Raw genomic sequence first — 24,077 nt, 5'->3', positions numbered from 1 at the left:
TCGTGAGCGACCAGCCCCGTCGGCCCCGCCCGTCCGGCAAGCCCTACCGCAGGCCCCAGAAGGACCCCGTCCGCATCCTCGCCTTCGAGGCGCTGAGGGCCGTGGACGAGCGGGACGCCTACGCCAACCTCGTCCTCCCGCCGCTGCTGCGCAAGGCGCGGGACAAGGGCGACTTCGACGCCCGGGACGCGGCACTCGCCACCGAGCTGGTGTACGGGACGCTGCGGCGGCAGGGGACCTACGACGCGATCATCGCGACCTGTGCCGACCGGCCGCTCGGCGAGGTCGACCCGCCGGTGCTGGACGTGCTCAGCCTCGGCGCGCACCAACTGCTCGGCACCCGGATCCCGACGCACGCGGCCGTGTCCGCCACCGTCGAGCTCGCCCGGGTCGTGCTCGGCGACGGACGGGCGAAGTTCGTCAACGCCGTGCTGCGCAAGGTCGCGCAGGAGGACCTGGACGGCTGGCTGGAGCGGGTCGCGCCGCCCTACGACGAGGATCCCGAGGACCACCTGGCCGTCGTGCACTCGCATCCTCGGTGGGTCGTGTCCGCGCTGTGGGACTCCCTGGGCGGCGGGCGCACCGGCATCGAGGAACTGCTGCGGGCCGACAACGAGCGGCCCGAGGTGACCCTGGTGGCGCGGCCCGGCCGGGCCACCGCCGGGGAACTGCTCGACGAGGACGCCGCCGTGCCGGGACGCTGGTCGCCGTACGCGGTGCGGCTGAGCGAGGGCGGTGAGCCCGGTGCCGTTCCGGCCGTGCGGGACGGGCGCGCGGGTGTGCAGGACGAGGGCAGCCAGCTCGTGGCGATCGCCCTGGCCAACGCGCCGGTGGAGGGGCCCGACCGGCGGTGGCTGGACGGGTGCGCCGGACCCGGCGGCAAGGCCGCGCTGCTCGGTGCCCTGGCCGCCGAGCGGGGGGCCCTGCTGGTCGCCTCCGAGAAGCAGACCCATCGGGCCGGGCTCGTCGCCAGGGCGCTGGACGGCAACCCGGGGCCGTACCAGGTGATCGCCGCGGACGGCACCCGGCCCGCGTGGCGGCCCGGCAGCTTCGACCGGGTGCTGGTCGACGTGCCGTGCACCGGCCTCGGTGCCCTGCGCCGCCGGCCGGAGGCCCGCTGGCGGCGGCGCCCCGAGGACCTGGAGGGCTTCGCGCCGCTGCAGCGCGGTCTGCTGCGCACCGCCCTGGAGTCGGTCCGGGTCGGCGGCGTGGTGGGCTACGCGACCTGCTCGCCGCACCTCGCCGAGACCCGGGCCGTCGTCGCCGACGTCCTCAAGCAGCACCCGGAGACCGATCTGATCGACGCCCGGCCGTTGCTGCCCGGCGTGCCCGACCTGGGCGACGGGCCGGACGTGCAGCTGTGGCCGCATCGGCACGGGACCGACGCGATGTACCTGGCGCTCATTCGCCGGACCGGCTGACGCCCGCCCCGACGCTCTCGCGGACCGCCGCACCGCCGTCCTCCCGGGCCAGCCGGTGCGGCCACCACACCTTACGGCCCACGTCCAGGAAGAGGGACGTCACCAGGACCGAGCGCACCACGAAGGTGTCGATGAGGACGCCGAGGGCGACCGCGAAGCCGATCTCCGCGAAGCCGACCATCGGGAGGGTGCCGAGGGCGGCGAAGGTGCCGGCCAGGACCAGCCCGGCCGAGGTGATGACCGCCCCGGTGGCGGCCAGGCCGGTGACCACGCCCGCTCGGGTGCCCTGCCGGGTCGCCTCCTCCCGGATGCGGGTGGTCAGGAAGATGTTGTAGTCGATGCCGAGGGCCACCAGGAAGACGAAGACGAACAGCGGGAAGTCGGTCGCCTCCCCGGCGTAGTCGAAGACGTACCGGAAGGCGAGCGCGCTGATGCCGAGCGCCGCGGCGAACGACAGGACCACCGTCCCGATCAGCAGCAGCGGGGCGATCAGGGCCCGCAGCAGGACGCACAGGATCAGCAGCACGACGAGCAGCACCAGCGGGATGATCAGCACGTTGTCGTGCGTGGTCGCCCGGTCCATGTCGAGCAGGGCCGCCGTGCCGCCGCCCACCTGGGCGTCGGCGTCCGGCACCGCGTGCACGGCGTCCCGGACCCGCTCCACCGTCTGCTTGGCGGCCTCGCTGTCGGCCGGGGCGGTCATGGTGGCCTCGAACAGGACCCGGCCCTCGAAGGCGGGTTTCGTGCCGGGCGGCAGGCCGAGGGACTGGGGGACCACCCCCGGTGTCGCGGCGACCGCGCGGCCCACCTGCACGGCCTGGGCCTGGTTGCCGACGATCACCAGTGGATCTCCGCTGCCCGCCGGGAAGTAGCGTGCCGAGACCTCCTGGCCGGTGATCGAGTCCGGTCTCCCGGTGAAGGCGTCGGCGTTGCCGATGCCCTCCGCGCGCAGCTGGATCAGGCCCAGCGAGCACACCGCCAGAGCCAGGGCCGTCGCGGCCCAGATCGGGCGGGGGCGGCGGGCGATCCGGCGGCCGGCGCGCGCCCAGATGCCGTGCTCGGCCGGATCGGGCCGGCCGTGGTGCGGGATCACCGGCCAGAAGATCCACCGGCCGACGACCACCAGCAGGGCCGGGAACAGGCTCATCATCGCCAGCAGGGCCACGGCGACGCCGATCGCGGCGACCGGTCCGAGGCCCCGGGTCGAGTTCATCTCGGCGGCCAGCAGCACCAGCATGCTCAGCACGACCGTCGCGCCGGAGGCCAGCACCGCGGGGCCCGCCCTGTGCAGCGCCAGGGCCATCGCCTCGTGCCGGTCCTCGTGCCGGCGCAGCTCCTCCCGGTAGCGGGCCACCAGCAGCAGGGCGTAGTCCGTGCCCGCGCCGAAGACGAGCACCGTGAGGATGCCGGCGCTCTGGCCGTTGACGGTCAGGCCCGCGTGCTCGGCCAGCAGATAGATCAGCGCCTGGGAGGCGAACAGCGCGCACACCACCGCGATCAGGGGCACCACCAGCAGCGTCAGGCTGCGGTAGGTGATGAGCAGCATGACGATCACGACCACCATCGCCGAGAACAGCAGCGTGGAGTCGATGCCCTCGAAGGCCTGGGCGAAGTCCGCGGACGTGCCGCCCGGGCCCGTGATGTGCACGGCCAGCCCGCCGCCGCCCTCACCGACGTCGTCCCGGATGGAGCCGACGGCCGGGGAGATCCGCTCCCAGCCCTTCTCGTCCATCGTGATCGGCACGAAGACCTGCGCCGCGCGCGGATCGGTCTCCCGGTCGAAGACCGGGCCCCGGGTCCGCTCGCCCATGATCCCGTGGTCGCTCAGCTGTTTCAGCTGCCGGACGTCCTCGGCGATCTCCGCCCGGTCCTGGGCCGTGAGCCCGCCGTCGCGCGCGTAGATCACGATCGCCGGGATCTGCTCCGGCCGGAAGTCCTCCGACGCCTCCAGCACCTGCGTCGACTCCGCGGATCCCGGCAGCCAGGACGCCGCGTCGTTGTCCTGCGCGTCCGTGAGCTTCATGGCCAGCGGCGCGGCCACGATCAGGACCACCAGCCACAGCGCCACCACCAGCCACTTGGACCGCCGGCCGCAGACGAGATGTGCGACGCCCTGCTTCATGGCAACCCCCTCCGCGGGACGGCCCTGCGAGGAGCGCGGGGAACCGTGCGGTGGGCCCCGCCGGGCCCGCGCCCAACAGACCACCCGGGACCGATGCCCACAACCCCCGGAGGGCATGGCAGTCTTAGGACATGGCCGTGCAGATCAACCCCAGCATCCTGTCCGCCGACTTCGCCCGCCTCGCGGACGAGGCGAAGGCCGTGGAGGGAGCCGACTGGCTCCACGTCGACGTCATGGACAACCATTTCGTCCCGAACCTCACGCTCGGCGTGCCGGTCGTAGAGTCGCTCGCCCGTGCGACGGACACCCCGCTGGACTGCCATCTGATGATCGAGGCCCCCGATCGCTGGGCGCCCCAGTACGTGGAGGCGGGGGCCGGTTCCGTCACCTTCCACGTCGAGGCCGCCGCCGCCCCGGTCCGGCTCGCCCGGGAGATCCGGGCCAAGGGCGCCCGCGCCTCCATGGCGCTGAAGCCCGCGACCGCCGTCGAGCCGTACGAGGACCTGCTCCCCGAGCTCGACATGCTGCTGATCATGACGGTCGAGCCGGGCTTCGGGGGACAGGCCTTCCTCGACATCATGCTTCCGAAGATTCGCCGCACCCGCGAATTGATCAGCAAGCACGGACTGGAGCTCTGGCTCCAGGTCGACGGCGGAGTCTCCGCGTCCACCATCGAGCGCTGCGCCGACGCCGGAGCCGACGTCTTCGTGGCCGGATCGGCCGTCTACGGGGCGAACGACCCGGCCGAGGCGGTACGTGCACTACGCACCCAGGCCGAGGCGACGACGGCGAAGGCCTCCTGGGCCTGCGACCACTGAGCCACAGCAAAGTGAACGGCTCTCATCAGGGCTGATCATCCGCGCCGGATCTGCAAGGATGAACGGCGAATCCAGAGTGTGAACAGCAGTGAGGAGATCGCCGTGTCGGGTATGTCGGCGGGCCGGTCAGCCATGCGGATGGGACCCGCTGAGCTGGTGCAGGCGGCGGCCATGGCCCGCCGCTTCTACCTCGAGGGCAAGTCCAAGATCCAGATCGCGGAGGAGTTCGGCGTCAGCCGCTTCAAGGTGGCCCGGGTCCTGGAGACCGCCCTCGAACGGGATCTCGTACGTATCGAGATCCGTGTGCCTGCGGAGCTGGACGCCGAGCGCTCGGACGCGCTCCGCGCCCGCTACGGCCTCAGGCACGCCGTCGTGGTCGAGTCCCCGGCCGAGGCCGAGGAGACGCCCGACCCCGAGAACCTGGGAGAGGTGGCCGCCGACCTGCTCGGCGAGCTGGTCGACGAAGGTGACGTGCTGGGCCTGGCCTGGGGCCGCTCCACCATCCACATGGCGGCGGCGCTCGACCGGCTGCCGCCCTGCACGGTGGTGCAGCTGACCGGCGTGTACGACGCCGGGACCGCCGAGCGCGGCTCGGTGGAGGCCGTGCGCCGCGCCGCCCAGGTGGCCGGCGGGGACGCCCACCCCATCTACGCGCCCATGCTGCTGCCCGACGCGGCCACGGCCGCGGCGCTGCGCAACCAGACGGGCATCGCCCGGGCCTTCGAGCACTTCGACAAGGTCACCGTCGCCTGCGTCTCCATCGGCTCCTGGGAGCCGGGCATCTCCACGGTGCACGACATGCTCAGCGACGAGGAGCGTGCGCACTACGCCTCGCTCGGGGTCGCCGCCGAGATGTCCGCGCACCTCTTCGACGCGGAGGGCCGCCGCGTCGGCCGGGACCTGGGCGAGCGGTGCATCACCGTCAAGGCCGACCAGCTGCGCCGGATCCCCGAGGTCGTGGCGATCGCCGGCGGGCAGCGCAAGGGCCCCGCGATCGACGCGGTGCTGCGCTCCGGGCTCGTCACCAGCCTGGTGACGGACACCTCGGCCGCGGACTACCTGATGACGGCGGGCCCGGCGCCCAAGCCCGCGCTCAACCGCGCCGACCCGGACGGGGTCTGACGGGTGGCGGGCCAGGCGCACGGGGTACCGGACGACCCGGCCGGCCGGATCGTCCTCGTCCTCGACCTCGACGGGGTCACGGACAAGGCGGGCCTGATGGACCGCTGCGCCCGTGACCTGGCCCTGCCCGAGTGGTTCGGCCGCAACTGGGACGCCCTCGCCGACTGCCTGTCCGACCCCGCCCTGTGGCCCGAGGGCGCGGGGGAGCGAGGGCTGCTGGTCGTCGTGACGGGCTGGCGTGCCTACGCCGCGGCGCGGCCCGAGGAGTGGCAGGTCGCCGAGGAGATCTTCGCCGAGGCGACGGACCGGGGCCCGGGGCTCTTCGTGACCCTGGGCTCCTGAGGCGCGCTTGGAGAAACCTCCGAACGGCCCCCTGACCAGCCTGGACGATCCGCCGGGGGCCGTTCGCACGCCCGGCATGGGAGAATGAAGTACGTGCTCTTTTCCCCCTGGCCGGCCGGTCGGGGGGTCACCTCTGATCGACTGGGATGTGCAGCACGTGCGTTTCCTCAATGACATCCAGCCCGGGTACGACCTGACGTACGACGACGTCTTCATGGTGCCGAGCCGCTCCTCGGTGGGCTCCCGGCAGGCCGTCGACCTCAGCTCCCCGGACGGCACGGGCACCACCATCCCGCTCGTCGTCGCCAACATGACCGCCATCGCCGGGCGCCGCATGGCCGAGACCGTGGCCCGCCGCGGCGGCCTGGTGGTCATACCGCAGGACATCCCGATCGACGTGGTCACCGACGTCGTCTCCTGGGTGAAGAGCCGCCACCTGGTGCTGGACACCCCGATCATCCTGTCCCCGCACCAGACCGTCGCGGACGCCCTCTCGCTGCTGCCCAAGCGGGCGCACAACGCCGGTGTCGTCGTCGACGAGAACCACAAGCCGGTCGGCGTGGTCACCGACTCCGACCTGTCCGGCGTCGACCGCTTCACGCAGCTGTCCGAGGTCATGTCCCGGGACCTGCTGCTCATCGACGCGGACATGGACCCGGGCGAGGCCTTCGGCACCCTCGACCACGCCAACCGCCGCTACGCCCCGGCCGTGCACCGGGACGGCACGCTGGCCGGCATCCTGACCCGCAAGGGCGCCCTGCGCGCCACGCTGTACACCCCGGCCACCGACGCTCGCGGCCGCCTGCGCATCGCCGCCGCAGTGGGCATCAACGGCGACGTCGCGGGCAAGGCGGAGCAGCTGCTGGCCGCGGGCGTCGACGCGCTCGTCATCGACACCGCGCACGGCCACCAGGAGTCGATGATCAGCGCCCTGAAGCTGGTGCGCGACCTCGACCCGCAGGTCCCGGTCGTCGCCGGCAACGTGGTGGCCGCCGCGGGCGTGCGCGACCTCATCGAGGCCGGCGCGGACATCGTCAAGGTCGGTGTCGGACCCGGTGCCATGTGCACCACGCGCATGATGACCGGCGTCGGCCGTCCGCAGTTCTCCGCCGTGCTGGAGTGCGCGGCCGAGGCGAGGAAGTACGGCAAGCACGTGTGGGCCGACGGTGGCGTCCGCCACCCCCGCGACGTGGCCATGGCGCTCGCCGCCGGCGCGTCCAACGTCATGATCGGTTCCTGGTTCGCCGGCACCTACGAGTCCCCGGGCGACCTCCAGCACGACGCCCAGGGCCGCGCCTACAAGGAGTCCTTCGGCATGGCCTCCGCCCGTGCCGTGCGCAACCGCACCTCCGAGGAGTCGGCGTACGACCGGGCCCGCAAGGCGCTGTTCGAGGAGGGCATCTCCACCTCCCGCATGTTCCTCGACCCGGCCCGCCCCGGCGTCGAGGACCTGATCGACTCGATCATCGCGGGCGTCCGCTCCTCCTGCACCTACGCCGGTGCCGCCTCCCTGGAGGAGTTCGCCGAGAAGGCCCTCGTCGGCATCCAGAGCGCCGCCGGCTACGCCGAGGGCAAGCCGCTGCACGCCAGCTGGACCTGACCGGCCCGACTCCCGCCCGTACGGCCCCCGTTCACCCTGCCCGGCAGGGCTGGGCGGGGGCCGCACGCGTCGGCCCGCGCAACGGTCGAAAGCGGTGGTGCAACGAACCTCCGGTGAGCCCCCAGGCACGCAATGATCTTGCGTGGATGCGCAAGGTTGCTGCATTTCGACAGCAACGTCCCTCCTCGTAGGCTGTCGCCTCGTACGTGGCGTGGCGGGGACTTACGCTCGGCGGGTCCCTGCTCAAGGGTGCCCGCGGTCCCTGCCGCCCTGACCGGCAGCGATGAAGGAGCCAGCGCGTGCTCGACCAAGGCGCACCCCCGCAGAACACAGGCCAGACAGCCGCCCCCTCGTCCCCGGGAACCGGCGCGCGCCTCATGCGTCGCAAGCCCGTGGAACGCCTGGTCGCGGAGGGTGGCCAGGGCGAGGGAGGGTCGCTGCGGCGCACCCTCGGGCTGTGGCAGCTCACCATGATCAGCATCGGCGCCACCCTCGGCACCGGCATCTTCGTGGTCCTCGGCGAGGCCGTCCCCAAGGCGGGCCCGGCCGTCACGCTCTCCTTCGTCATCGCCGGTCTGACCGCCCTGTTCTCGGCCCTGTCCTACGCCGAACTGGCCGGCACCATCCCCGTCTCCGGCTCCTCCTATTCGTATGCGTACGCAACGATGGGCGAGCTGATCGCCTGGATCTGCGGCTGGTGCCTGGTCCTGGAGTACGGCGTGTCCGTCGCCGCCGTCGCGGTCGGCTGGGGCGAGTACCTCAACGAACTGCTCGACGGGACCATAGGCGTCACCATCCCGGCCGCCCTGTCCGCGCCGCCCGGTGACGGCGGCGTGTTCAACCTGCCCGCGCTGATCGTCGTCCTGCTCGCGATGGCGTTCCTGCTGGGCGGCGCCCGGGAGTCCGCCCGCGCCAACACGATCATGGTCGCCGTGAAGATCGGCGCGCTGGTGCTGTTCTGCGCCATCGGAGTCCAGGGCTTCCGCTCGGGCAACTACGAGAACTTCATGCCGCTCGGCATGGCCGGGGTCAGCGCCGCCGGTGCCACGCTGTTCTTCTCCTACATCGGCTTCGACGCCGCCTCCACCGCGGGCGAGGAGGCCAAGGACGCCCAGCGCGACCTGCCCCGCGCGATCATGCTGTCGCTGGTGATCGTCACCGCGCTGTACGTCCTGGTCGCCGCCGTCGCCGTCGGTGCCAAGCCCTGGCGGAACTTCACCGACTCCGAGGCCGCCCTGGCCCAGATCATGCGCGAGGTGACCGGGCAGACCTTCTGGGGCACGCTGCTGGCGTTCTGCGCCGTCATCGCCATCGCGAGCGTCGTGCTGACCGTGCTCTACGGCCAGACCCGCATCCTGTTCGCCATGTCCCGCGACGGTCTGGTGCCCAAGGTGTTCGCCAGGGTCAACCCCCGGACCGGCACGCCCCGCGCCAACACGCTGATCGTCTCCCTGTTCTGCGGTGTCCTGGCCGCCGCGATCCCGCTCGGGCAGCTCGCCGACGCCACCAGCATCGGCACCCTGTTCGCCTTCGCGCTGGTCAACGTGGCCGTCGTGGTGCTGCGCCGGACCAAGCCGGACCTGCCGCGCACCTTCCGCGTGCCGCTCTCCCCGGTCCTGCCCGCGCTGGGCTTCGCCTTCTGCGTCTGGATGATGGGCAGTCTGTCGGCCGTCACCTGGGTGGTCTTCGGTGTCTGGATGGCCGCCGGGCTCGTGTTCTACTTCGTGTACGGCTACCGCCGTTCCCGACTGGCACCATCCGAGAAGTGATCGACCCACAGTGCTGAACGATCTCGACGAACGCATCGTGCACGCCCTCGCCGAGGACGCCCGCCGCTCCTACGCCGACATCGGCCAACTCGTCGGCCTGTCCGCGCCCGCCGTCAAACGGCGCGTGGACCGGCTGCGGGCCACCGGGGCCATCACCGGCTTCACCGTGCGCGTGGACCCGGGCGCCCTCGGCTGGGAGACCGAGGGGTTCGTCGAGATCTACTGCCGCGGCAACACCTCCCCGGAGACCATCCAGCGCGGCCTGGAGCGCTACCAGGAGGTCGTGGCCGCCTCCACCGTCACCGGCGACGCGGACGCGATCGCCCAGGTCTTCGCCTCCGACATGCGGCACTTCGAACGGGTCCTGGAGCGCATCGCCGGGGAGCCGTTCGTCGAACGCACCAAGTCCGTGCTCGTCCTGTCCCCGCTGCTGCGGCGCTTCTCGTCGGGGTCGCCCACGTAAAGCAGGGGACGATCCGCCGGCCGGCGTCTAGCATCGGTGTCATGACCTGGCGACATTGATCCACCCGCCGTGCCTCCCGGGGACCGCCTCGGCCGCCGTACCTCCGGCGTCCGATCGGTCCTGACGGGAAGGCCCCATGACACTCTCACCCGCACGCGTGCCCGCCACCGGCGTCCGGCGGCTGACAACCACGCTGTACGGCTACGCGTTCCTCGACGACTTCGTCCTGCTCTACCCGGTGTACGCGCTGCTCTTCGCCGACACCGGCCTGTCGCTCTGGCAGATCTCCTCCCTGTTCGCCCTCTGGTCGATCACCGCGGTGGCGCTCGAAGTGCCCTCCGGGGCCTGGGCCGACGCCGTCTCACGCCGCCGGCTGCTGTGGATCGGCCCGCTGCTCACCGCCGCCGGCTTCGCACTGTGGACGGCCACCCCGTCGTACGGGGCCTTCGCCGTCGGCTTCGTCCTGTGGGGCGCCGGCGGGGCGCTCGGCTCCGGAGCGCTGGAGGCTCTCGTCCACGACGAACTGGACCACCTGGGCGCCGCCGGCCGGTACGCGCGGGTCATGGGCCGGGCCCGGGCCGCACGGCTGACGGGCACCGTGGCCTCCCTCGGCCTCGCGGGGCCCGTGTTCGCCCAGGGCGGGTACGCGGCCGTCGGTGCCGCCAGCGTCCTGGCCTGTGTGCTGACCGCCCTCACCGCGACCCGGCTCCCCGAGCACCGGAAGCGTCCGGGGACCGCGGGCGAGAGCTGGGCGGCCACCCTGCGGACCGGGCTCGCCCAGGCCCGCAGGGACCGCGCGGTGCGGGGCGCCCTGCTGCTGGTGCCGGCCGTGGCCGCGGTGTGGGGCGCGCTCGACGAGTACACCCCGCTGCTGGTCCGCGAGATCGGTGTCGCGGAGGCGACGGTGCCCTACCTGATCATGCTGATCTGGGCGGGTGCCACCGTCGGCGGCCTCCTGGCCGGACCGGCCGAGCGGCTCGGCACGGCCGGTTTCGCGGCCCTGCTCGCGGGCGCCGCCCTCGCCCTGGCCGCGGGCGGTGCGTCCCGCTCCCTGGCCGGCGTCGCCCTCGTCGGCCTGGCCTTCGCCGGGTTCCAGCTGGCGGAGGTGCTGGCCGACGTCCGCCTGCAGCACCGCATCGACGCGTCGCGCCGGGCCACGCTCACCTCGGTGGCGAGCCTGGGCACCGAGCTGGCCACGGTCGCCACCTTCGGCGCGTACGCGCTGCTCGGCACCGGCATGGCGCACGGCACCGTCTTCGCCGTGCTGGCGGTGCCCTACCTGGTGACGGGCCTGGCGCTGGTCAGAACTCGGGCTGCCGGGGCACGACCGTGAAGTCCCCCGTCCCCTTCTCGACCTTCTCGAAGGGGGCGGAGCTCACGCACTCGGGCAGCCCGTCCATCTCCGCGGGAGTGCCCGTGGCGGCCCAGCTGTAGCCGAGCCGGTCGTGGCGGCCGAGGTCGTGGACGGTGACCCCGACCCGCTTGCCCTCGGCGCCCGGCAGGTCGGACTCGGTCACGATGCCCGAGACGACGGCGACCTTGCCCCCGGTCAGCAGGCAGTCGACGGCGACCTCGGCCCGGGCCCCGTCGCCGTTCCGGTAGTGGCTGAAGGAGAAGGTGCCGGTGGCCTTCATGGGGTCGGCCCCGTCCTTCGCGGCCAGGTGGGCGTCGAAGGAGAAGGTGATGTCGTCCCCGGCCGAGCGGTACAGCTTGGCGGTGCCGGTGAGGGCCGCCGCCTCACGCGGCCGGTCCGCCTCCGACGCCGCCGCCTCGCGCGGCTGGCCCGCCTCCGACGCCGCCGCCTCGCGCGGCCGGTCCGCCTCCGACGCCGCCGCCTCGCGCGGCCGGGGTGTCTCCGACGCGGTCGCGGCCGAGGCCGCCCCGGCGGTGAGCAGCAGTGCGGAGCCGAGCACGACGATCTTGGTACGGCGCTTCATCGCGGTCCTTTCCGCAGGTCGTGTGGACGGCCCTCACTCTCCCGGTCCGGCGCGGACGGGACATCGCGCTGCGGACGGGATCCCGCCTCCCTCGCGCGGCGGGGAGGACCGGACCGGGCCGGGCTCCCGGGAGGAGCGGGGCTACGCCCGAAGTCGCGCAACGAATCGCCGCCGGCCCCGCCAAGCACGCAACGAACCGTTCACCGGCGCGCAACGGCTCCTGCTTGTCCGCCCTGGTCAGCCGCCCGTACCGTCTACGTGGCCCCTCCAACCACCCTGTGCGGGCCTTCGACCCCCTTCCGCCCGGTGAGGAACACGCATGCGCACCGCCCTGCTCCAGAGCTCCGGCCGCCCCGGCTCCACCGTCGAGAACCTCAAGGTCCTCGACGAGGCCGCCGGCCGGGCCGCCGCCGCGGGCGCCGGGCTGCTGCTCACCCCGGAGATGTTCCTGACCGGGTACGCGATCGGCGACGACATCGGCCGGCTGGCCGAACCGGCCGACGGCGACTGCGCGGACGCGATCGCCGAGATCGCGACGAGCCACGGGCTGGCGATCGCTTACGGCTACCCCGAGCGGGCCGGCGACGCGGTGTTCAACTCCGCCCAGCTGATCTCCGCCGACGGCACCCGCCTGGCGAACTACCGCAAGACCCACCTCTTCGGCTGCTTCGAACGCGACCACTTCACGCCGGGCGAGCAGCAGGTCGTCCAGGCCGAGCTCGACGGCGTCCGCGTCGGCATCCTGATCTGCTACGACGTGGAGTTCCCGGAGAACGTCCGCGCCCACGCCCTGGCGGGCACCGACCTGCTGGTGGTCCCGACCGCGCAGATGCACCCGTTCCAGTTCGTCGCCGAGTCGATGATCCCGGTGCGGGCCTTCGAGAGCCAGATGTACGTCGCGTACGTCAACCGGGTGGGCCGGGAGGGCGAGTTCGAGTTCGTGGGCCTGTCCACCCTGGCCGGGCCCGACGGGATCGCCCGGACCCGGGCCGGGCGGGGCGAGGACCTCGTCCTGGCCGACGTCGACCCGGCCTTCCTGGCCGCGTCGCGCGAGAACAACCCGTATCTGCGGGACCGGCGCCCCGGCCTGTACGGGTCGCTCGTCTGAAACCCCCTGAACCGCCCGTTCGTTTCTGTGCAAGGAGTCCGTACCCCATGACGTCCACCGTGCCCAACGCCGTCGAGCACGCAGACGCGCAGCAGCCGCCGATCACCATGTTCGGCCCGGACTTCCCGTACGCCTACGACGACTTCCTCGCCCACCCGGCGGGTCTCGGGCAGATACCCGCGACCGAGCTCGGCACGGAGGTCGCGGTCATCGGCGGCGGCCTGTCCGGCATCGTCGCCGCGTACGAGCTGATGAAGATGGGCCTCAAGCCGGTCGTCTACGAGGCCGACCAGATCGGCGGACGGCTGCGCACGGTCGGCTTCGAGGGCTGCGACGACTCCCTCACCGCCGAGATGGGCGCGATGCGCTTCCCGCCGTCCTCCACGGCCCTGCAGCACTACATCGACCTCGTCGGCCTCAAGACGCGGCCGTTCCCCAACCCGCTGGCCGAGGCGACCCCGTCGACCGTCGTCGACCTCAAGGGCGAGTCGCACTACGCCGAGACCATCGACGACCTGCCGCAGGTGTACCGGGACGTCGCCGAGGCCTGGGGCCGGTGCCTGGAGGAGGGCGCCGACTTCTCCGACATGAACCGGGCGCTGCGCGAGCGGGACGTCCCGCGCATCCGCGAGATCTGGTCCCGGCTCGTCGAGAAGCTCGACAACCAGACCTTCTACGGTTTCCTGTGCGACTCCGAGGCGTTCAAGTCCTTCCGGCACCGCGAGATCTTCGGCCAGGTCGGCTTCGGCACGGGCGGCTGGGACACCGACTTCCCCAACTCCATCCTGGAGATCCTGCGGGTCGTCTACACCGAGGCCGACGACCACCACCGCGGCATCGTCGGCGGCTCCCAGCAGTTGCCGCTGCGCCTGTGGGAGCGTGAGCCGCAGAAGATCGTCCACTGGGCCCAGGGGACCTCGCTGGCGAGCCTGCACGAGGGCCGCGAGCCGCGCCCGGCGGTGACCCGGCTGCACCGCACGGCCGGCAACCGCATCACGGTGACCGACGCCCGCGGCGACATCCGCACCTACAAGGCGGCGATCTTCACCGCCCAGTCCTGGATGCTGCTGTCGAAGATCCAGTGCGACGACTCGCTCTTCCCGATCGACCACTGGACCGCCATCGAGCGCACCCACTACATGGAGAGCTCCAAGCTGTTCGTGCCGGTGGACCGTCCGTTCTGGCTGGACAAGGACGAGGAGACGGGCCGGGACGTCATGTCGATGACGCTCACCGACCGCATGACGCGCGGCACCTACCTGCTGGACGACGGCCCCGACAAGCCCGCCGTCATCTGCCTGTCCTACACCTGGTGCGACGACAGCCTGAAGTGGCTGCCGCTGTCCGCGAACGAGCGGATGGAGGTCATGCTGAAGTCGCTGTCGGAGATCTATCCGAAGGTCGACATCCGCAAGCACATCATCGGCAACCCGGTCACCGTCTCCTGGGAGAACGAGCCCTACTTCATGGGCGCGTTCAAGGCCAACCTGCCCGGCCACTACCGCTACCAGCGCCGCCTGTTCACGCACTTCATGCAGGACCGGCTGCCCGAGGACAAGCGCGGCATCTTCCTCGCCGGCGACGACATCTCCTGGACGGCCGGCTGGGCCGAGGGCGCGATCCAGACCGCCCTCAACGCGGTCTGGGGCGTCATGCACCACCTCGGCGGCACGACCGACCCGACCAACCCGGGCCCGGGCGACGTGTACGACGAGATCGCGCCCGTCGAACTGCCGGAGGACTAGTTCCACAGCGGCGGTGTGGCCGGCGGTGCGGCCAGAGGCGTGAGCAGCATGCGGCCCGCCAGGCCGACCGCCGTGTCCAGGCGGTCGGTGAACTCCCCGGCGAGGTCGGGGAGTCGGCGCAGGGCCCACAGGGCCCGGGCCGCCGTCCAGGCCGCCTCGCGGGCCCGCTCCAGGCTCCAGGAGCCCAGCAGGTGGGTCAGCGGGTCGGCGATCTGCAGGAGGTCGGGGCCCGGCATCAGATCTTCGCGGATGCGCTCCTCCAACGACACGAGGAGATCGCCCACGGTGTCGAACTCGTCCTCCAGCTCGGCCGGAGCGCAGTCGAGCGTACGGCAGGTGTCCACGACGGCCAGCGCCAGATCGTGGCCGATGTGCGCGTTGACGCCCGCCAGCGCGAACTGCAACGGGCGTACCCCGGGATGGCGGCGGAACTGGAACAGCGGCCGCCAGCAGGCCGGGGCGCGCCGGTCCTGCGCGGCCGCGCCGACGGCGTCCAGGTACCGCCGCGCGAACCGTACGTCCAGCGTGATCGCGGCACGGGGATCCGCGAACCGCCCGGTGTCGACGTACCGGTCCACCGTCTCCGTGACGGTGAGGTAGACGCGGTTGAAGACCGCCACCCCGTCCCGCGGGTGCAGGGCCGCGTCGAGGGCGCGCATCCGGCGGATGACTCCGTCGACCGGTGTGTCCACGGCCGGGGGGACTTGTTCGCATCGCGGCATGCGGGCAGAGTCCCAGCTCTAGGCTGGCGGGAGTACCGGCGGGCCCGGCGCTTCCCCGAAACGGGGGAACACCGCCCGCCGCAGGGGGAGGGGGAGCAGCACCGTGTCAGGCTCGCGTGCCCAGCGCCTGGCCGCCCGCAGGGCCGCGCGCAGGCGTGCCGCCCGGCGCGGCGCGATGGTCGCGGCGGCCGCCGTCGTGGTCGTGGCGGGCGCGGTCGCCGGGACGCTCTCCGCGCTCGACGGCGAGCGGCGCGGCTCCGACCAGGCCAGGACGCCCCAGGTGACCGCCTCACCGCGCCTGGCGCCCCTGCCCGCGGCGCCGTCGCCCAGTCCGTCCCCGTCCGCTCCGCAGCCGTCGGCTTGCGCGTCCGCGAGCGAGAGCCCTCCGCCGCCGTCCCCGTCGCCGAGCAGGGCCGTGCGCAAGCAGCGCGGCGCCCCGGTGGCCGGCCGGCTCTACCGCCACCCCGACTCCCAGGTGCTCGACTGGGTCCGCACCCACTCCGGCGACCCCCGGCACGCGGTCATCGCCTCCCGGATCGCCGAGCAGCCGGCCGCGGTCTGGTTCGCCGAGTACGCGCCGGACACCGTCACCGCCCGGGTCGCCGCCGTCACCTCGGGCGGGGCCGCCCGGGGCCGGGTGCCCGTCCTGGTCCCGTACGCGATCCCCGGCCGGGACTGCGGCGGCCACTCCCAGGGCGGGGCGCCCGACCTGGACGCCTACGACGCCTGGATCGACCGGTTCGCCGCGGGGCTGGGCTCCGGCGAGGTCATCGTCGTCCTGGAGCCGGACTCCGTCGCGCAGGCCGGGTGCCTCCCGGCCGGTGCGCGCGCCGACCGCTTCGCCTCCCTGGCCCGGGCCGGACGCGTCCTGAAGGACGCCAACCCGCGGGCCCGGGTCTACTTCGACGCCGGACACTCGGGCTGGAACGCGCCCGCCAAGCAGGCCGCCTGGCTCCGGCAGGCCGGTGCCGCCTCGTCCGGGTCCTCCGACGGGATCTTCAGCAACGTCTCCAACTTCCACACCACCGCCGACGAGGTGGCCTACGACCGGCGGGTGCTGGACGCGCTCGGCGGCCCGGCCGGCCTCGGGGCCGTCATCGACACCAGCCGCAACGGCAACGGCGCCCCGGCCGACGGCGAGTGGTGCGACCCCGCGGGCCGCAGCCTGGGCCGCACCCCGACCCTGGCCACCGGCGCGTCGCGGATCGACGCCTACCTGTGGGTCAAGCTGCCGGGGGAGTCGGACGGCTGCAGGGGCAGGCCGGGGACGTTCACGGCCTCCTACGCCTACGACTTGGCGTCGTCGTAGGAGGAGGTGCCCTCGTCCAGCAGCGGCGTCTGCGTCTTCAGGTGGGCGGGGGCGAAGGCCCGCAGCGCGTGGTAGCCGGTGATGACGACCACGGTGCCGAGGGCGATGCCGCTCAGCGAGAACGTGTCCGTGAACGTCATGGAGACGTTGCCGACACCGATGATGATGCCCGCGGCGGCCGGGACCAGGTTCAGCGGATTGCGCAGGTCCACCTCGGCGTTGATCCAGATCTGCGCGCCGAGCAGGCCGATCATGCCGTAGAGGATGACGGTGATGCCGCCGAGCACGCCGCCCGGGATCGCCGCGACGACCGCGCCGAACTTCGGGCAGAGGCCGAACAGCAGGGCGAAGCAGGCGGCGGCCCAGTACGCGGCCGTCGAGTAGACGCGGGTCGCGGCCATCACGCCGATGTTCTCGGAGTACGTGGTGGTGGGCGGGCCGCCGGCCGCGGTGGACAGCATCGAGCCGACGCCGTCGGCCGCGATCGCCGTGCCGAGCTTGTCGTCGAGCGAGTCGCCGGTCATCTCGCCGACCGCCTTCACGTGCCCGGCGTTCTCCGCGACCAGCGCGATGACGACCGGCAGGGCGACCAGGATCGCCGACCACTCGAAGGACGGGCCGTGCAGCGTCGGCAGCCCGATCCAGTCCGCCTGGCCCACACCGGACAGGTCCAGCCGCCAGTGGTCGGTGACCTTGCCGCTGCCGTCCGCCGAGTGGATCTTCCCGAAGACCAGGTCGAAGACCCAGGAGATGCCGTAGCCGAAGACCAGACCGAGGAAGATCGCGATCCGGGACCAGAAACCGCGCAGGCAGACCACGGCCAGTCCGGTGAACAGCATCACCAGCAGGGCCGTCCACTGGTCCTGCGGCCAGTACGTCGAGGCCGTCACCGGCGCCAGGTTGAAGCCGATCAGCATCACCACCGCGCCGGTCACGATCGGGGGCATCGCGGCGTGGATGATCCGCGCCCCGAACCGCCGCACGGCCAGTCCCACCAGGAACAGCGCGGCGCCCACCACGAACACCGCGCCGGTGACGGTGGCGCTGCTGCCGCCCTGGGCCCGGATCACCGCCGCCACGCCGACGAAGGAGAGCGAGCAGCCCAGGTAGCTGGGCACCCGGCCGCGGGTGGCCAGCAGGAACACCATGGTCGCGACGCCCGACATCATGATCGCGAGGTTGGGGTCCAGGCCCATCAGGACCGGCGCCACGAAGGAGGCCCCGAACATGGCCACCACGTGCTGGGCGCCGAGCCCGGCGGTGCGGGGCCAGGAGAGCCGCTCATCGGGCCGGACCACCGCACCGGGCGCCGGGACGCGTCCGTCGCCGTGCAGTTTCCAGCGGACGCCGAGATCCATGGGGGTGTCGCTTTCGTCGTGCGGGCAGCTGAGTCCGGACCATTCTCCGCGCTCACGGGGCATGCTCCGGACACGTGAGCGGATGCTTAGGATGGCGGTCGCTGTAGAGACCACCGATCCGCACGCCCTGGAGCCCCGCACGTGACCGCCGAAGCCCTGACCACCCCCGCCCTGTCCCACGGTCGGCTGGTCCCCGTCACCGTCCACTTCGACGACCTGGACGCCCTGGGCCTGCTGCACAACGCCCGCTACCCGCTCATGGTCGAGCGGGCCTGGGCCGAGCTGTGGCAGGAGCGGGGCATCCGCTTCGAGGGCGACTGGGCGGCCGCGGGCGACGCCTGCAACGCGGTGAAGGAGCTGACGATCACCTACGAGGCCCCGGTGTCCCGGCCGGGCCCGTACGCCGTGCACCTGTGGCTGGAGCGCCTGGGCACGACCGGGCTCACGTACGGCTTCCGCTTCTGCTCGGCGGACGGCGGCACCACCCACGCCCGCGGGACGCGGGTGCTGGTCCGGCTGGACGCCGCCACGCTGCGCCCCGCTCCGTGGAGCGAGGAGTTCAGGGCCGCGGGTCGGGAACTGCTGCGTCCGGCCGGCTGATCTTCACCCGGTCGCCGGGGCGCAGCACCCGCGCGAAGGCGACCAGGCCGCCGGACAACAGCGTCACCAGGCAGAACGACACCATCAGACTGGTCGCCTGGGCCAGCATCCCGATCGCGCTCGGCGCGATCAGGCCCGAGGTGTAGGTGATGGTCGCGACGCCGGCGATGGCCAGGCTCGGGTTGGCGCCGGTGCGGCCCGCCGCCGCGAAGCACAGCGGCACGACGACGGCGATGCCCAGCCCCATCAGCGCGAACCCGGTCATCGCCACCGCCGGGTGTTCGGCCAGGACGATCAGCAGTCCGCCGAGGACGGCGAACACCCCGCTCGCGCGCACGGTCCGCACGGCACCGAAGCGGTCCACGACCCGGTCGCCGGCGATCCGGGCGACGGCCATGGTGAGCGTGAAGCCCGTCGTGCAGGCCGCCGCGAGACCGGCCGAGGTCTCCAGCTGCTCCCGCAGGTAGACGGCGGACCAGTCCAGACTCGCGCCCTCCGCGAACACCGCGCAGAACCCGATCGCGCCGATGAGCAGCGCCGACCGGGGCGGCAGCGCGAACCGGGGCGGCGGCTCCTCGTCCTCGGCGGGCTGCAGGTCCAGCACCCACTGGCAGGACAGCACCCCGGCCACGGTGAGGACCGCGGCGGCCAGGGCGTGGTGCAGCCGGGCGTCCGAGCCGAGGTGGGCGGCGAGCGTGCCGGCCGCCGAGCCGATCAGGGCGCCGGCGCTCCACATGCCGTGCAGCCCGGACATGATCGACCGGTCGAGGCGGTTCTCCACCTCGACACCCAGCGCGTTCATGGCCACGTCCGCCATGCCCGCCGTCGCGCCGTAGACGAACAGGGCCAGGCAGAGCGTGAGCAGGTTCGGCGCGAGGGCCGGCAGCACCAGCGACAGCGTCCACAGGGCGATCAGCCCGCGCAGCGCGTTGCGGGCGCCGAAGCGGTGGGTGACGCTGCCGGCGAGCGGCATCGCGACGGACGCGCCGAGCGCGGGGAAGGCCAGGGCGATGCCCAGCTGGCCGGCGCTGACGTCCGCGTGGTCCTGGATCCACGGCACCCGGGTGGCGAACGAGCCGGTCACGGCGCCGTGCACCGCGAAGACGGCGGCCACGGCGTACCGCGACCGCTTCACCTCGCGCTGTTCGTCGACCACGTTGCCCATTCTGCGGTCCCCCTCCTGCTCGCTCCGGTGCACCACGTCGTGCGGCCGTAAACTATCAGGAACCCTGCCTGATAATAAGAGGCCCACCACCGCCGGGCCGCGGCCGAAGGCTCCGGCGATCTGGAAGGATCCCGGCATGCCCGCATCCCCGAGCACCGCCCGGGCCATCAACGACCGGCTCGCCCTGCGTCTGCTCCAGCAGGAGGGCCCGCTGACGGCAGGGCAGTTGAAGCAGCTGACCGGTCTGTCCCGGCCGACCGTCGCCGACCTCGTCGAGCGCCTCAGCGACGCCGGTCTGATCGGCGTCGTCGGCGAGGCGGGGGAGCAGCGGCGCGGACCCAACGCCAAGGTGTACGGCATCGTCGCCGACCGGGCGCACCTCGCGGCACTGGACATCCGCACCGAGAGCGTCTCCGTCGCCGTGGCCGACCTGGTGGGCCGGGTGCTGGCCGAGGCGTCGGTGCCGATCGACCAGGACACCGGCACGGGGCCCGCCGTGGAGCAGGCGGTCGCGCTGGTGGAGCGCGCGGTCAAGGAGGCCGGGGCGGACCGGCTGCACACCGTCGGCATCGGCGCGCCCGGGCTGATCGACCCCGCCAGCGGCGAACTGCGCGACTCCTCCGGGCTGCCGGAGTGGCACCGCCGGCTGGTCGCCGCCCTGCAGGAGCGGCTGCCCGAGACGCGGGTGAGCGTGGAGAACGAGACCAACCTCGCGGCCGTGGCCGAACAGCGCGACGGTGCCGCCCGGGACCGCGACACCTTCGTGCTGCTGTGGCTGGGCCACGGCACGGGAGCGGCGGTGGTCCTCGACGGCGCGCTGCGCCGGGGCGCGTCCGGCGGCACCGGCGAGATCGGCTTCCTCCCCGTGCCCGGCACCGCCGCGCTGCCGACCGCGACCGACTGCGAGGGCGGTTTCCACTCCCTGGCCTCGGCGGCGGCCGTGGTGGACCTGGCCGCGCGCTGCGCCATGCCCGCGGCGGCGGGCCAAGGGCCCGCGGAGGTGGGGGTGCTGCGGGCGGCGGCCGGGCTGGTCGGTGCGGCGGTCCGCAAGGCCCCGGCCGTAGGCGACCCCACTCCCGCCGCCCGCTTCCTGGACGCCCTGGCCGGCCGGCTGGCCGTCGGGGTCGCCTCGGTCGTCGCCATCCTCGACCCCGGGTGCGTGGTGCTCGGCGGTGAGGTCGGGCGGGCCGGTGGCGCGGAGCTCGCCGCGCGGGTCCGGGAGCGCATCGGCCGGATGACCCCGCTGCCCACCGAGGTGCGGGCCACCACCCTGGGCGGCGGCGCGGTCCTGCGCGGCGCGCTGCTGACGGCCCGGGAGCGCGCGCAGGAGGAGCTCTTCACCTCTCCGGAACGGCCGCTTCCGTAGGGGCGGGGCGCGATCTTGGGAAGGCCCGACGGCGGGCAAGGGCCGTCGTCACCGCCGCCGGGCCGGTCCGTGGGGGGTGGGACGCGCCGACCCTGGCGCCGACCCTAGAAAGGACTAGACCAGTGCGTCAATAGGTGCGTACCAAGCCGAGTCCCCGGCCGGGCAGGGGAGTTGCCCGCGCCGTCGCGCTCGGGAAGGGCCGCGCCACGTTCTGTGAGGCACCCCACACCGTTCACCCGACTGGACCTCGATCGGGCGTGGCACACTGGCCGTGTACCAGTAGCAGCGCACTCCGGGGTCGGTGAAAGTCCGAACCGGCGGTTACAGTCCGCGACCCGGTCGCCTCCAGCGGCCGGTTGACCAGGTGAAATTCCTGGACCGACGGTTAAAGTCCGGATGGGAGGCAGTGCGCGGCGAGCGGGCATCCGTGCGCGCCGCCCGAGCGGTCCGTCCTGAGGGCGGACTCCGTCCGGCGTCGTCCCCGGTGTTCCCGTTCGTGTCATCTGTCGTCATCGACAGCCCCGGAGTCCGTGCCCGAAGAGGCAGGAGGACCCGGGAAGTGTTCACCGGAATCGTCGAAGAGCTGGGCGAGGTCACCGCCGTCGAGACCCTCGACGACGCCTGTCGCTTCCGCCTGCGCGGCCCCGTCGTCACCCAGGGCGCCCGACACGGCGACTCCATCGCCGTCAACGGCGTCTGCCTCACGGTCGTCGACCACGAGGGCGACGAGTTCACCGCCGACGTCATGGCGGAGACCCTGAACCGCTCCAGCCTCGGCGCCCTGAAAGCCGGCTCCCGCGTCAACCTCGAACGCCCCATGGCCGTCGGCGACCGCCTCGGCGGGCACATCGTGCAGGGCCACGTGGACGGCACCGGCGAGATCCTGGAGCGCAAGCCCTCGGAGAACTGGGAGATCGTGAAGATCTCCCTGCCCGCCGACCTCACCCGGTACGTGGTCGAGAAGGGCTCCATCACCGTCGACGGCATCAGCCTCACCGTCGTCGACGCCGGCCCCGACCACTTCACCGTCAGCCTCATCCCCACCACCCTCGACCTGACCACGCTCGGCCACAAGCAGCCCGGCGACCCGGTCAACCTCGAAGTGGACGTCATCGCCAAGTACGTCGAGCGCATGCTGGGCGACCGCGCGCGGGGGGCAGCCGAGTGAACGCGCTGAACTCCGAGGCGTTCGTCCTCTTCGGCCAGCACATCCTCTGGTCCGACATGGTCGGCAACCTCTTCGGCCTGGCCGCCCTCGCCCTCGGCTGGCGGCGCTCCATCTGGACCTGGCCCGTGCAGTTCCTGGCCGGCCTCATCCTCTTCGGCGCCTTCTTCGGCCACCTCACCGGCAGCGCGGGCAAGCAGGCGGTCGTCATGGTCGTCGCCCTGTACGGCTGGTGGCGGTGGCAGCGCGGCAGGGGACAGGGCGAGGACGGCCACATCGCCGTCCGGTTCGCCACCTGGCGCGAGCGCGCCGCGATGGCCGCGGCGGCCGCCGCCGGCACGGTCGCGGTGGCGCTGCTGTTCACGGCCTACCCGAAGCTGTCCTGGGACCCCTGGCCGGACGCCTACATCTTCGTCGGCACGGTCGTCGCCATGTACGCCCAGGCCCGCGGCATGGTCGAGTTCTGGTTCGCCTGGCTGCTCGTCGACCTCGTCGGCGTGCCCCTCAACTTCGCCAACGGCTACGCCTTCTCCGGCTTCGTCTACGTCATCTACGGCGCGCTCGTCCTGTGGGGCCTGCGCGACTGGTGGCTGCGCTCGCGTCAGGCCGCGCGGCCCACCCTGGAAGGAGCGCCGGCATGAGCACCGCACCGATCCTGTACAGCACCGACGGTGAGTTCGAGGACCTCGCGCTCGACCCCGTCCAGCAGGCCGTCGCCGACATCGCCGCCGGCCGCCCGGTCGTGGTCGTCGACGACGAGGACCGGGAGAACGAGGGCGACCTCGTCATCGCCGCCGAGAAGGCCACCCCCGAGATCGTCGCCTTCATGATGAGCGAGTGCCGCGGGCTGATCTGCGCCCCCATGGAGGGCGACGAGCTGGACCGGCTGCGCCTGCCGCAGATGGTCGACGACAACACCGAGTCGATGAAGACCGCCTTCACCGTCTCCGTCGACGCCTCCGCCGCCCACGGCGTGAGCACCGGCATCTCCGCCGCCGACCGCGCCACCACCCTGCGGCTGCTCGCCGACGGCGTGTCCGGGCCCGACGACTTCGTCCGCCCCGGCCACATCTTCCCGCTGCGCGCCCGGCCCGGCGGCGTCCTGACCCGCAACGGCCACACCGAGGCAGCCGTCGACCTCGCCCGCCTCGCCGGTCTGCGTCCGGCCGGCGCGATCGTCGAGATCGCCGGCGAGGACGGGCGGATGCTGCGCCTGCCCGAGCTGGTCCCCTTCGCCCGCAAGCACGGCCTGACGATCATCTCCATCGAGGACCTGATCGCCTACCGGCGCAGCAGCGAGCCCACCGTCCGCCGCGAGGCCAGGACGCAACTGCCCACCGCCCACGGCACGTTCACGGCGTACGGCTACCGCTCCACGGTCGACGGCGTCGAGCACGTCGCCCTGGTGCACGGCGACATCGGCGACGGCCGGGACGTCCTCGTCCGGGTCCACTCCGAATGCCTCACCGGCGACGTCTTCGGCTCGGCCCGCTGCGACTGCGGCCCCCAGCTGGACGCCTCCCTGGCCCGTATCCAGGACGAGGGCCGCGGAGTCGTGGTCTACCTGCGCGGACACGAGGGCCGCGGCATCGGCCTGATGTCCAAGCTGCGCGCCTACGAGCTCCAGGAGCGCGGCCGCGACACCCTCGACGCCAACCTGGAACTCGGCCTGCCCGCCGACGCCCGGGACTACGCCGCCGGCGCGCAGATCCTCGCCGACCTCGGCGTGCGCGGCGTCCGGCTGCTGACCAACAACCCCGACAAGACCGACGCGCTGATCCGCCACGGCATCACGGTCGAGGCCCGTGTGCCGATGCCCGTCAGCGCCGGCGAGCACAACCTCCGCTACCTGCGCACCAAGCGGGACCGGATGGGCCACGACCTGCCCTGGCTGGACACGACCACCGTGCCGGCCTGCGGCAACCAGTAACAGAGCACTGAGGGA

21 protein-coding genes and 1 riboswitch are annotated in these 24,077 nt (G+C 73.0%); of the genes, 16 read left to right on the top strand and 5 right to left on the bottom strand.

Features of this window, described 5'->3' with window-relative positions; genetic code table 11:
* Positions 1–2: 2 nt before the first annotated feature.
* Entirely contained in the window at positions 3–1,421 is a 1,419-nt protein-coding gene (locus tag ACPXCS_RS14865) for an RsmB/NOP family class I SAM-dependent RNA methyltransferase (protein WP_425951756.1), read from the top strand.
* On the opposite strand, the gene ACPXCS_RS14860 is transcribed toward ACPXCS_RS14865, so the two are convergent.
* Entirely contained in the window at positions 1,402–3,543 is a 2,142-nt protein-coding gene (locus ACPXCS_RS14860) for an MMPL family transporter (RefSeq protein WP_425951755.1), read from the bottom strand. The two genes, ACPXCS_RS14865 and ACPXCS_RS14860, sit on opposite strands and share 20 nt — an antisense overlap.
* A gap of 131 nt (positions 3,544–3,674) precedes the next feature.
* On the opposite strand from ACPXCS_RS14860, the gene rpe reads away from it, so the two are divergent.
* The 7 genes from rpe to ACPXCS_RS14825 all read left to right on the top strand — a co-directional run bounded on the left by rpe (position 3,675) and on the right by ACPXCS_RS14825 (position 10,990).
* Positions 3,675–4,361 carry a ribulose-phosphate 3-epimerase gene (rpe, locus tag ACPXCS_RS14855; RefSeq protein WP_425951754.1) on the top strand — a complete coding sequence of 229 codons (687 nt, stop codon included), beginning with the start codon at positions 3,675–3,677 and terminating at the stop codon, positions 4,359–4,361.
* A gap of 78 nt (positions 4,362–4,439) precedes the next feature.
* The gene (locus ACPXCS_RS14850) at positions 4,440–5,483 is read left to right on the top strand and encodes a sugar-binding transcriptional regulator (protein WP_311687798.1); all 1,044 of its coding nucleotides are present in this window, start codon (positions 4,440–4,442) and stop codon (positions 5,481–5,483) included.
* A gap of 3 nt (positions 5,484–5,486) precedes the next feature.
* Positions 5,487–5,825 (top strand): barstar family protein, encoded by a 339-nt coding sequence (locus ACPXCS_RS14845; protein WP_425951753.1) that lies wholly within the window; start codon positions 5,487–5,489, stop codon positions 5,823–5,825.
* A gap of 157 nt (positions 5,826–5,982) precedes the next feature.
* A complete protein-coding gene (locus tag ACPXCS_RS14840) occupies positions 5,983–7,425 on the top strand; it encodes a GuaB1 family IMP dehydrogenase-related protein (protein ID WP_425951752.1) in 1,443 nt (480 codons plus the stop codon).
* Positions 7,426–7,724: 299 nt separating this feature from the next.
* Positions 7,725–9,194, top strand: a complete 1,470-nt coding sequence (locus tag ACPXCS_RS14835; RefSeq protein WP_425951751.1) for an amino acid permease — start codon at positions 7,725–7,727, stop codon at positions 9,192–9,194.
* Positions 9,195–9,204: 10 nt separating this feature from the next.
* Complete coding sequence (locus ACPXCS_RS14830) at positions 9,205–9,657, top strand: Lrp/AsnC family transcriptional regulator (protein WP_053668336.1); 453 nt, start codon at positions 9,205–9,207, stop codon at positions 9,655–9,657.
* 136 nt (positions 9,658–9,793) lie between these two features.
* A complete protein-coding gene (locus tag ACPXCS_RS14825) occupies positions 9,794–10,990 on the top strand; it encodes an MFS transporter (RefSeq protein ID WP_425951750.1) in 1,197 nt (398 codons plus the stop codon).
* Here the strand turns inward: ACPXCS_RS14825 and ACPXCS_RS14820 are convergent.
* Positions 10,959–11,594, bottom strand: coding sequence for a Repetin (locus tag ACPXCS_RS14820; protein ID WP_425951749.1), 636 nt, complete (start codon positions 11,592–11,594; stop codon positions 10,959–10,961). The genes ACPXCS_RS14825 and ACPXCS_RS14820 overlap by 32 nt on opposite strands.
* Before the next feature lie 319 nt (positions 11,595–11,913).
* On the opposite strand from ACPXCS_RS14820, the gene ACPXCS_RS14815 reads away from it, so the two are divergent.
* On the top strand, positions 11,914–12,702 hold the full coding sequence (locus ACPXCS_RS14815; RefSeq protein ID WP_425951748.1) for a carbon-nitrogen hydrolase family protein: 789 nt from the start codon (positions 11,914–11,916) through the stop codon (positions 12,700–12,702).
* Positions 12,703–12,749: 47 nt separating this feature from the next.
* The gene (locus ACPXCS_RS14810; protein WP_425951747.1) at positions 12,750–14,447 is read left to right on the top strand and encodes a flavin monoamine oxidase family protein; all 1,698 of its coding nucleotides are present in this window, start codon (positions 12,750–12,752) and stop codon (positions 14,445–14,447) included.
* Here the strand turns inward: ACPXCS_RS14810 and ACPXCS_RS14805 are convergent.
* The gene (locus ACPXCS_RS14805; protein WP_425951746.1) at positions 14,444–15,169 is read right to left on the bottom strand and encodes a DUF5995 family protein; all 726 of its coding nucleotides are present in this window, start codon (positions 15,167–15,169) and stop codon (positions 14,444–14,446) included. The two genes, ACPXCS_RS14810 and ACPXCS_RS14805, sit on opposite strands and share 4 nt — an antisense overlap.
* Positions 15,170–15,344: 175 nt before the next feature.
* Here ACPXCS_RS14805 and ACPXCS_RS14800 point away from each other — a divergent pair, with 175 nt between their 5' ends.
* The gene (locus ACPXCS_RS14800; RefSeq protein WP_425951776.1) at positions 15,345–16,478 is read left to right on the top strand and encodes a glycoside hydrolase family 6 protein; all 1,134 of its coding nucleotides are present in this window, start codon (positions 15,345–15,347) and stop codon (positions 16,476–16,478) included.
* Here the strand turns inward: ACPXCS_RS14800 and ACPXCS_RS14795 are convergent.
* Positions 16,457–17,836 (bottom strand): uracil-xanthine permease family protein, encoded by a 1,380-nt coding sequence (locus ACPXCS_RS14795; protein WP_425951745.1) that lies wholly within the window; start codon positions 17,834–17,836, stop codon positions 16,457–16,459. The genes ACPXCS_RS14800 and ACPXCS_RS14795 overlap by 22 nt on opposite strands.
* 141 nt (positions 17,837–17,977) lie before the next feature.
* Between ACPXCS_RS14795 and ACPXCS_RS14790 the strand changes: the two genes are divergently transcribed.
* Positions 17,978–18,436, top strand: a complete 459-nt coding sequence (locus ACPXCS_RS14790) for an acyl-CoA thioesterase (protein WP_425951744.1) — start codon at positions 17,978–17,980, stop codon at positions 18,434–18,436.
* On the opposite strand, the gene ACPXCS_RS14785 is transcribed toward ACPXCS_RS14790, so the two are convergent.
* Positions 18,396–19,601 carry an MFS transporter gene (locus ACPXCS_RS14785; protein ID WP_425951775.1) on the bottom strand — a complete coding sequence of 402 codons (1,206 nt, stop codon included), beginning with the start codon at positions 19,599–19,601 and terminating at the stop codon, positions 18,396–18,398. The genes ACPXCS_RS14790 and ACPXCS_RS14785 overlap by 41 nt on opposite strands.
* A gap of 136 nt (positions 19,602–19,737) precedes the next feature.
* Between ACPXCS_RS14785 and ACPXCS_RS14780 the strand changes: the two genes are divergently transcribed.
* From ACPXCS_RS14780 to ACPXCS_RS14765, 4 genes are all read left to right on the top strand, one after another.
* Positions 19,738–20,967, top strand: a complete 1,230-nt coding sequence (locus ACPXCS_RS14780) for an ROK family transcriptional regulator (protein ID WP_425951743.1) — start codon at positions 19,738–19,740, stop codon at positions 20,965–20,967.
* Between the two features lie 283 nt (positions 20,968–21,250).
* A riboswitch (FMN riboswitch) is annotated at positions 21,251–21,381 on the top strand.
* Positions 21,382–21,526: 145 nt separating this feature from the next.
* Positions 21,527–22,135 (top strand): riboflavin synthase, encoded by a 609-nt coding sequence (locus ACPXCS_RS14775; protein WP_425951742.1) that lies wholly within the window; start codon positions 21,527–21,529, stop codon positions 22,133–22,135.
* Positions 22,132–22,773 carry a nicotinamide mononucleotide transporter family protein gene (locus ACPXCS_RS14770; RefSeq protein ID WP_425951741.1) on the top strand — a complete coding sequence of 214 codons (642 nt, stop codon included), beginning with the start codon at positions 22,132–22,134 and terminating at the stop codon, positions 22,771–22,773. Before ACPXCS_RS14775 ends, ACPXCS_RS14770 begins: the two co-directional genes overlap by 4 nt.
* Positions 22,770–24,062: a bifunctional 3,4-dihydroxy-2-butanone-4-phosphate synthase/GTP cyclohydrolase II gene (locus tag ACPXCS_RS14765; protein WP_425951740.1), complete on the top strand. Its 1,293-nt coding sequence runs from the start codon at positions 22,770–22,772 to the stop codon at positions 24,060–24,062. Before ACPXCS_RS14770 ends, ACPXCS_RS14765 begins: the two co-directional genes overlap by 4 nt.
* The last annotated feature ends 15 nt before the right edge of the window (positions 24,063–24,077 follow it).

It is taken from the genome of Streptomyces sp. DT190 (assembly GCF_049846985.1).
Lineage (GTDB): Bacteria > Actinomycetota > Actinomycetes > Streptomycetales > Streptomycetaceae > Streptomyces.
This window is presented reverse-complemented; position numbering and strand designations above follow the sequence as displayed.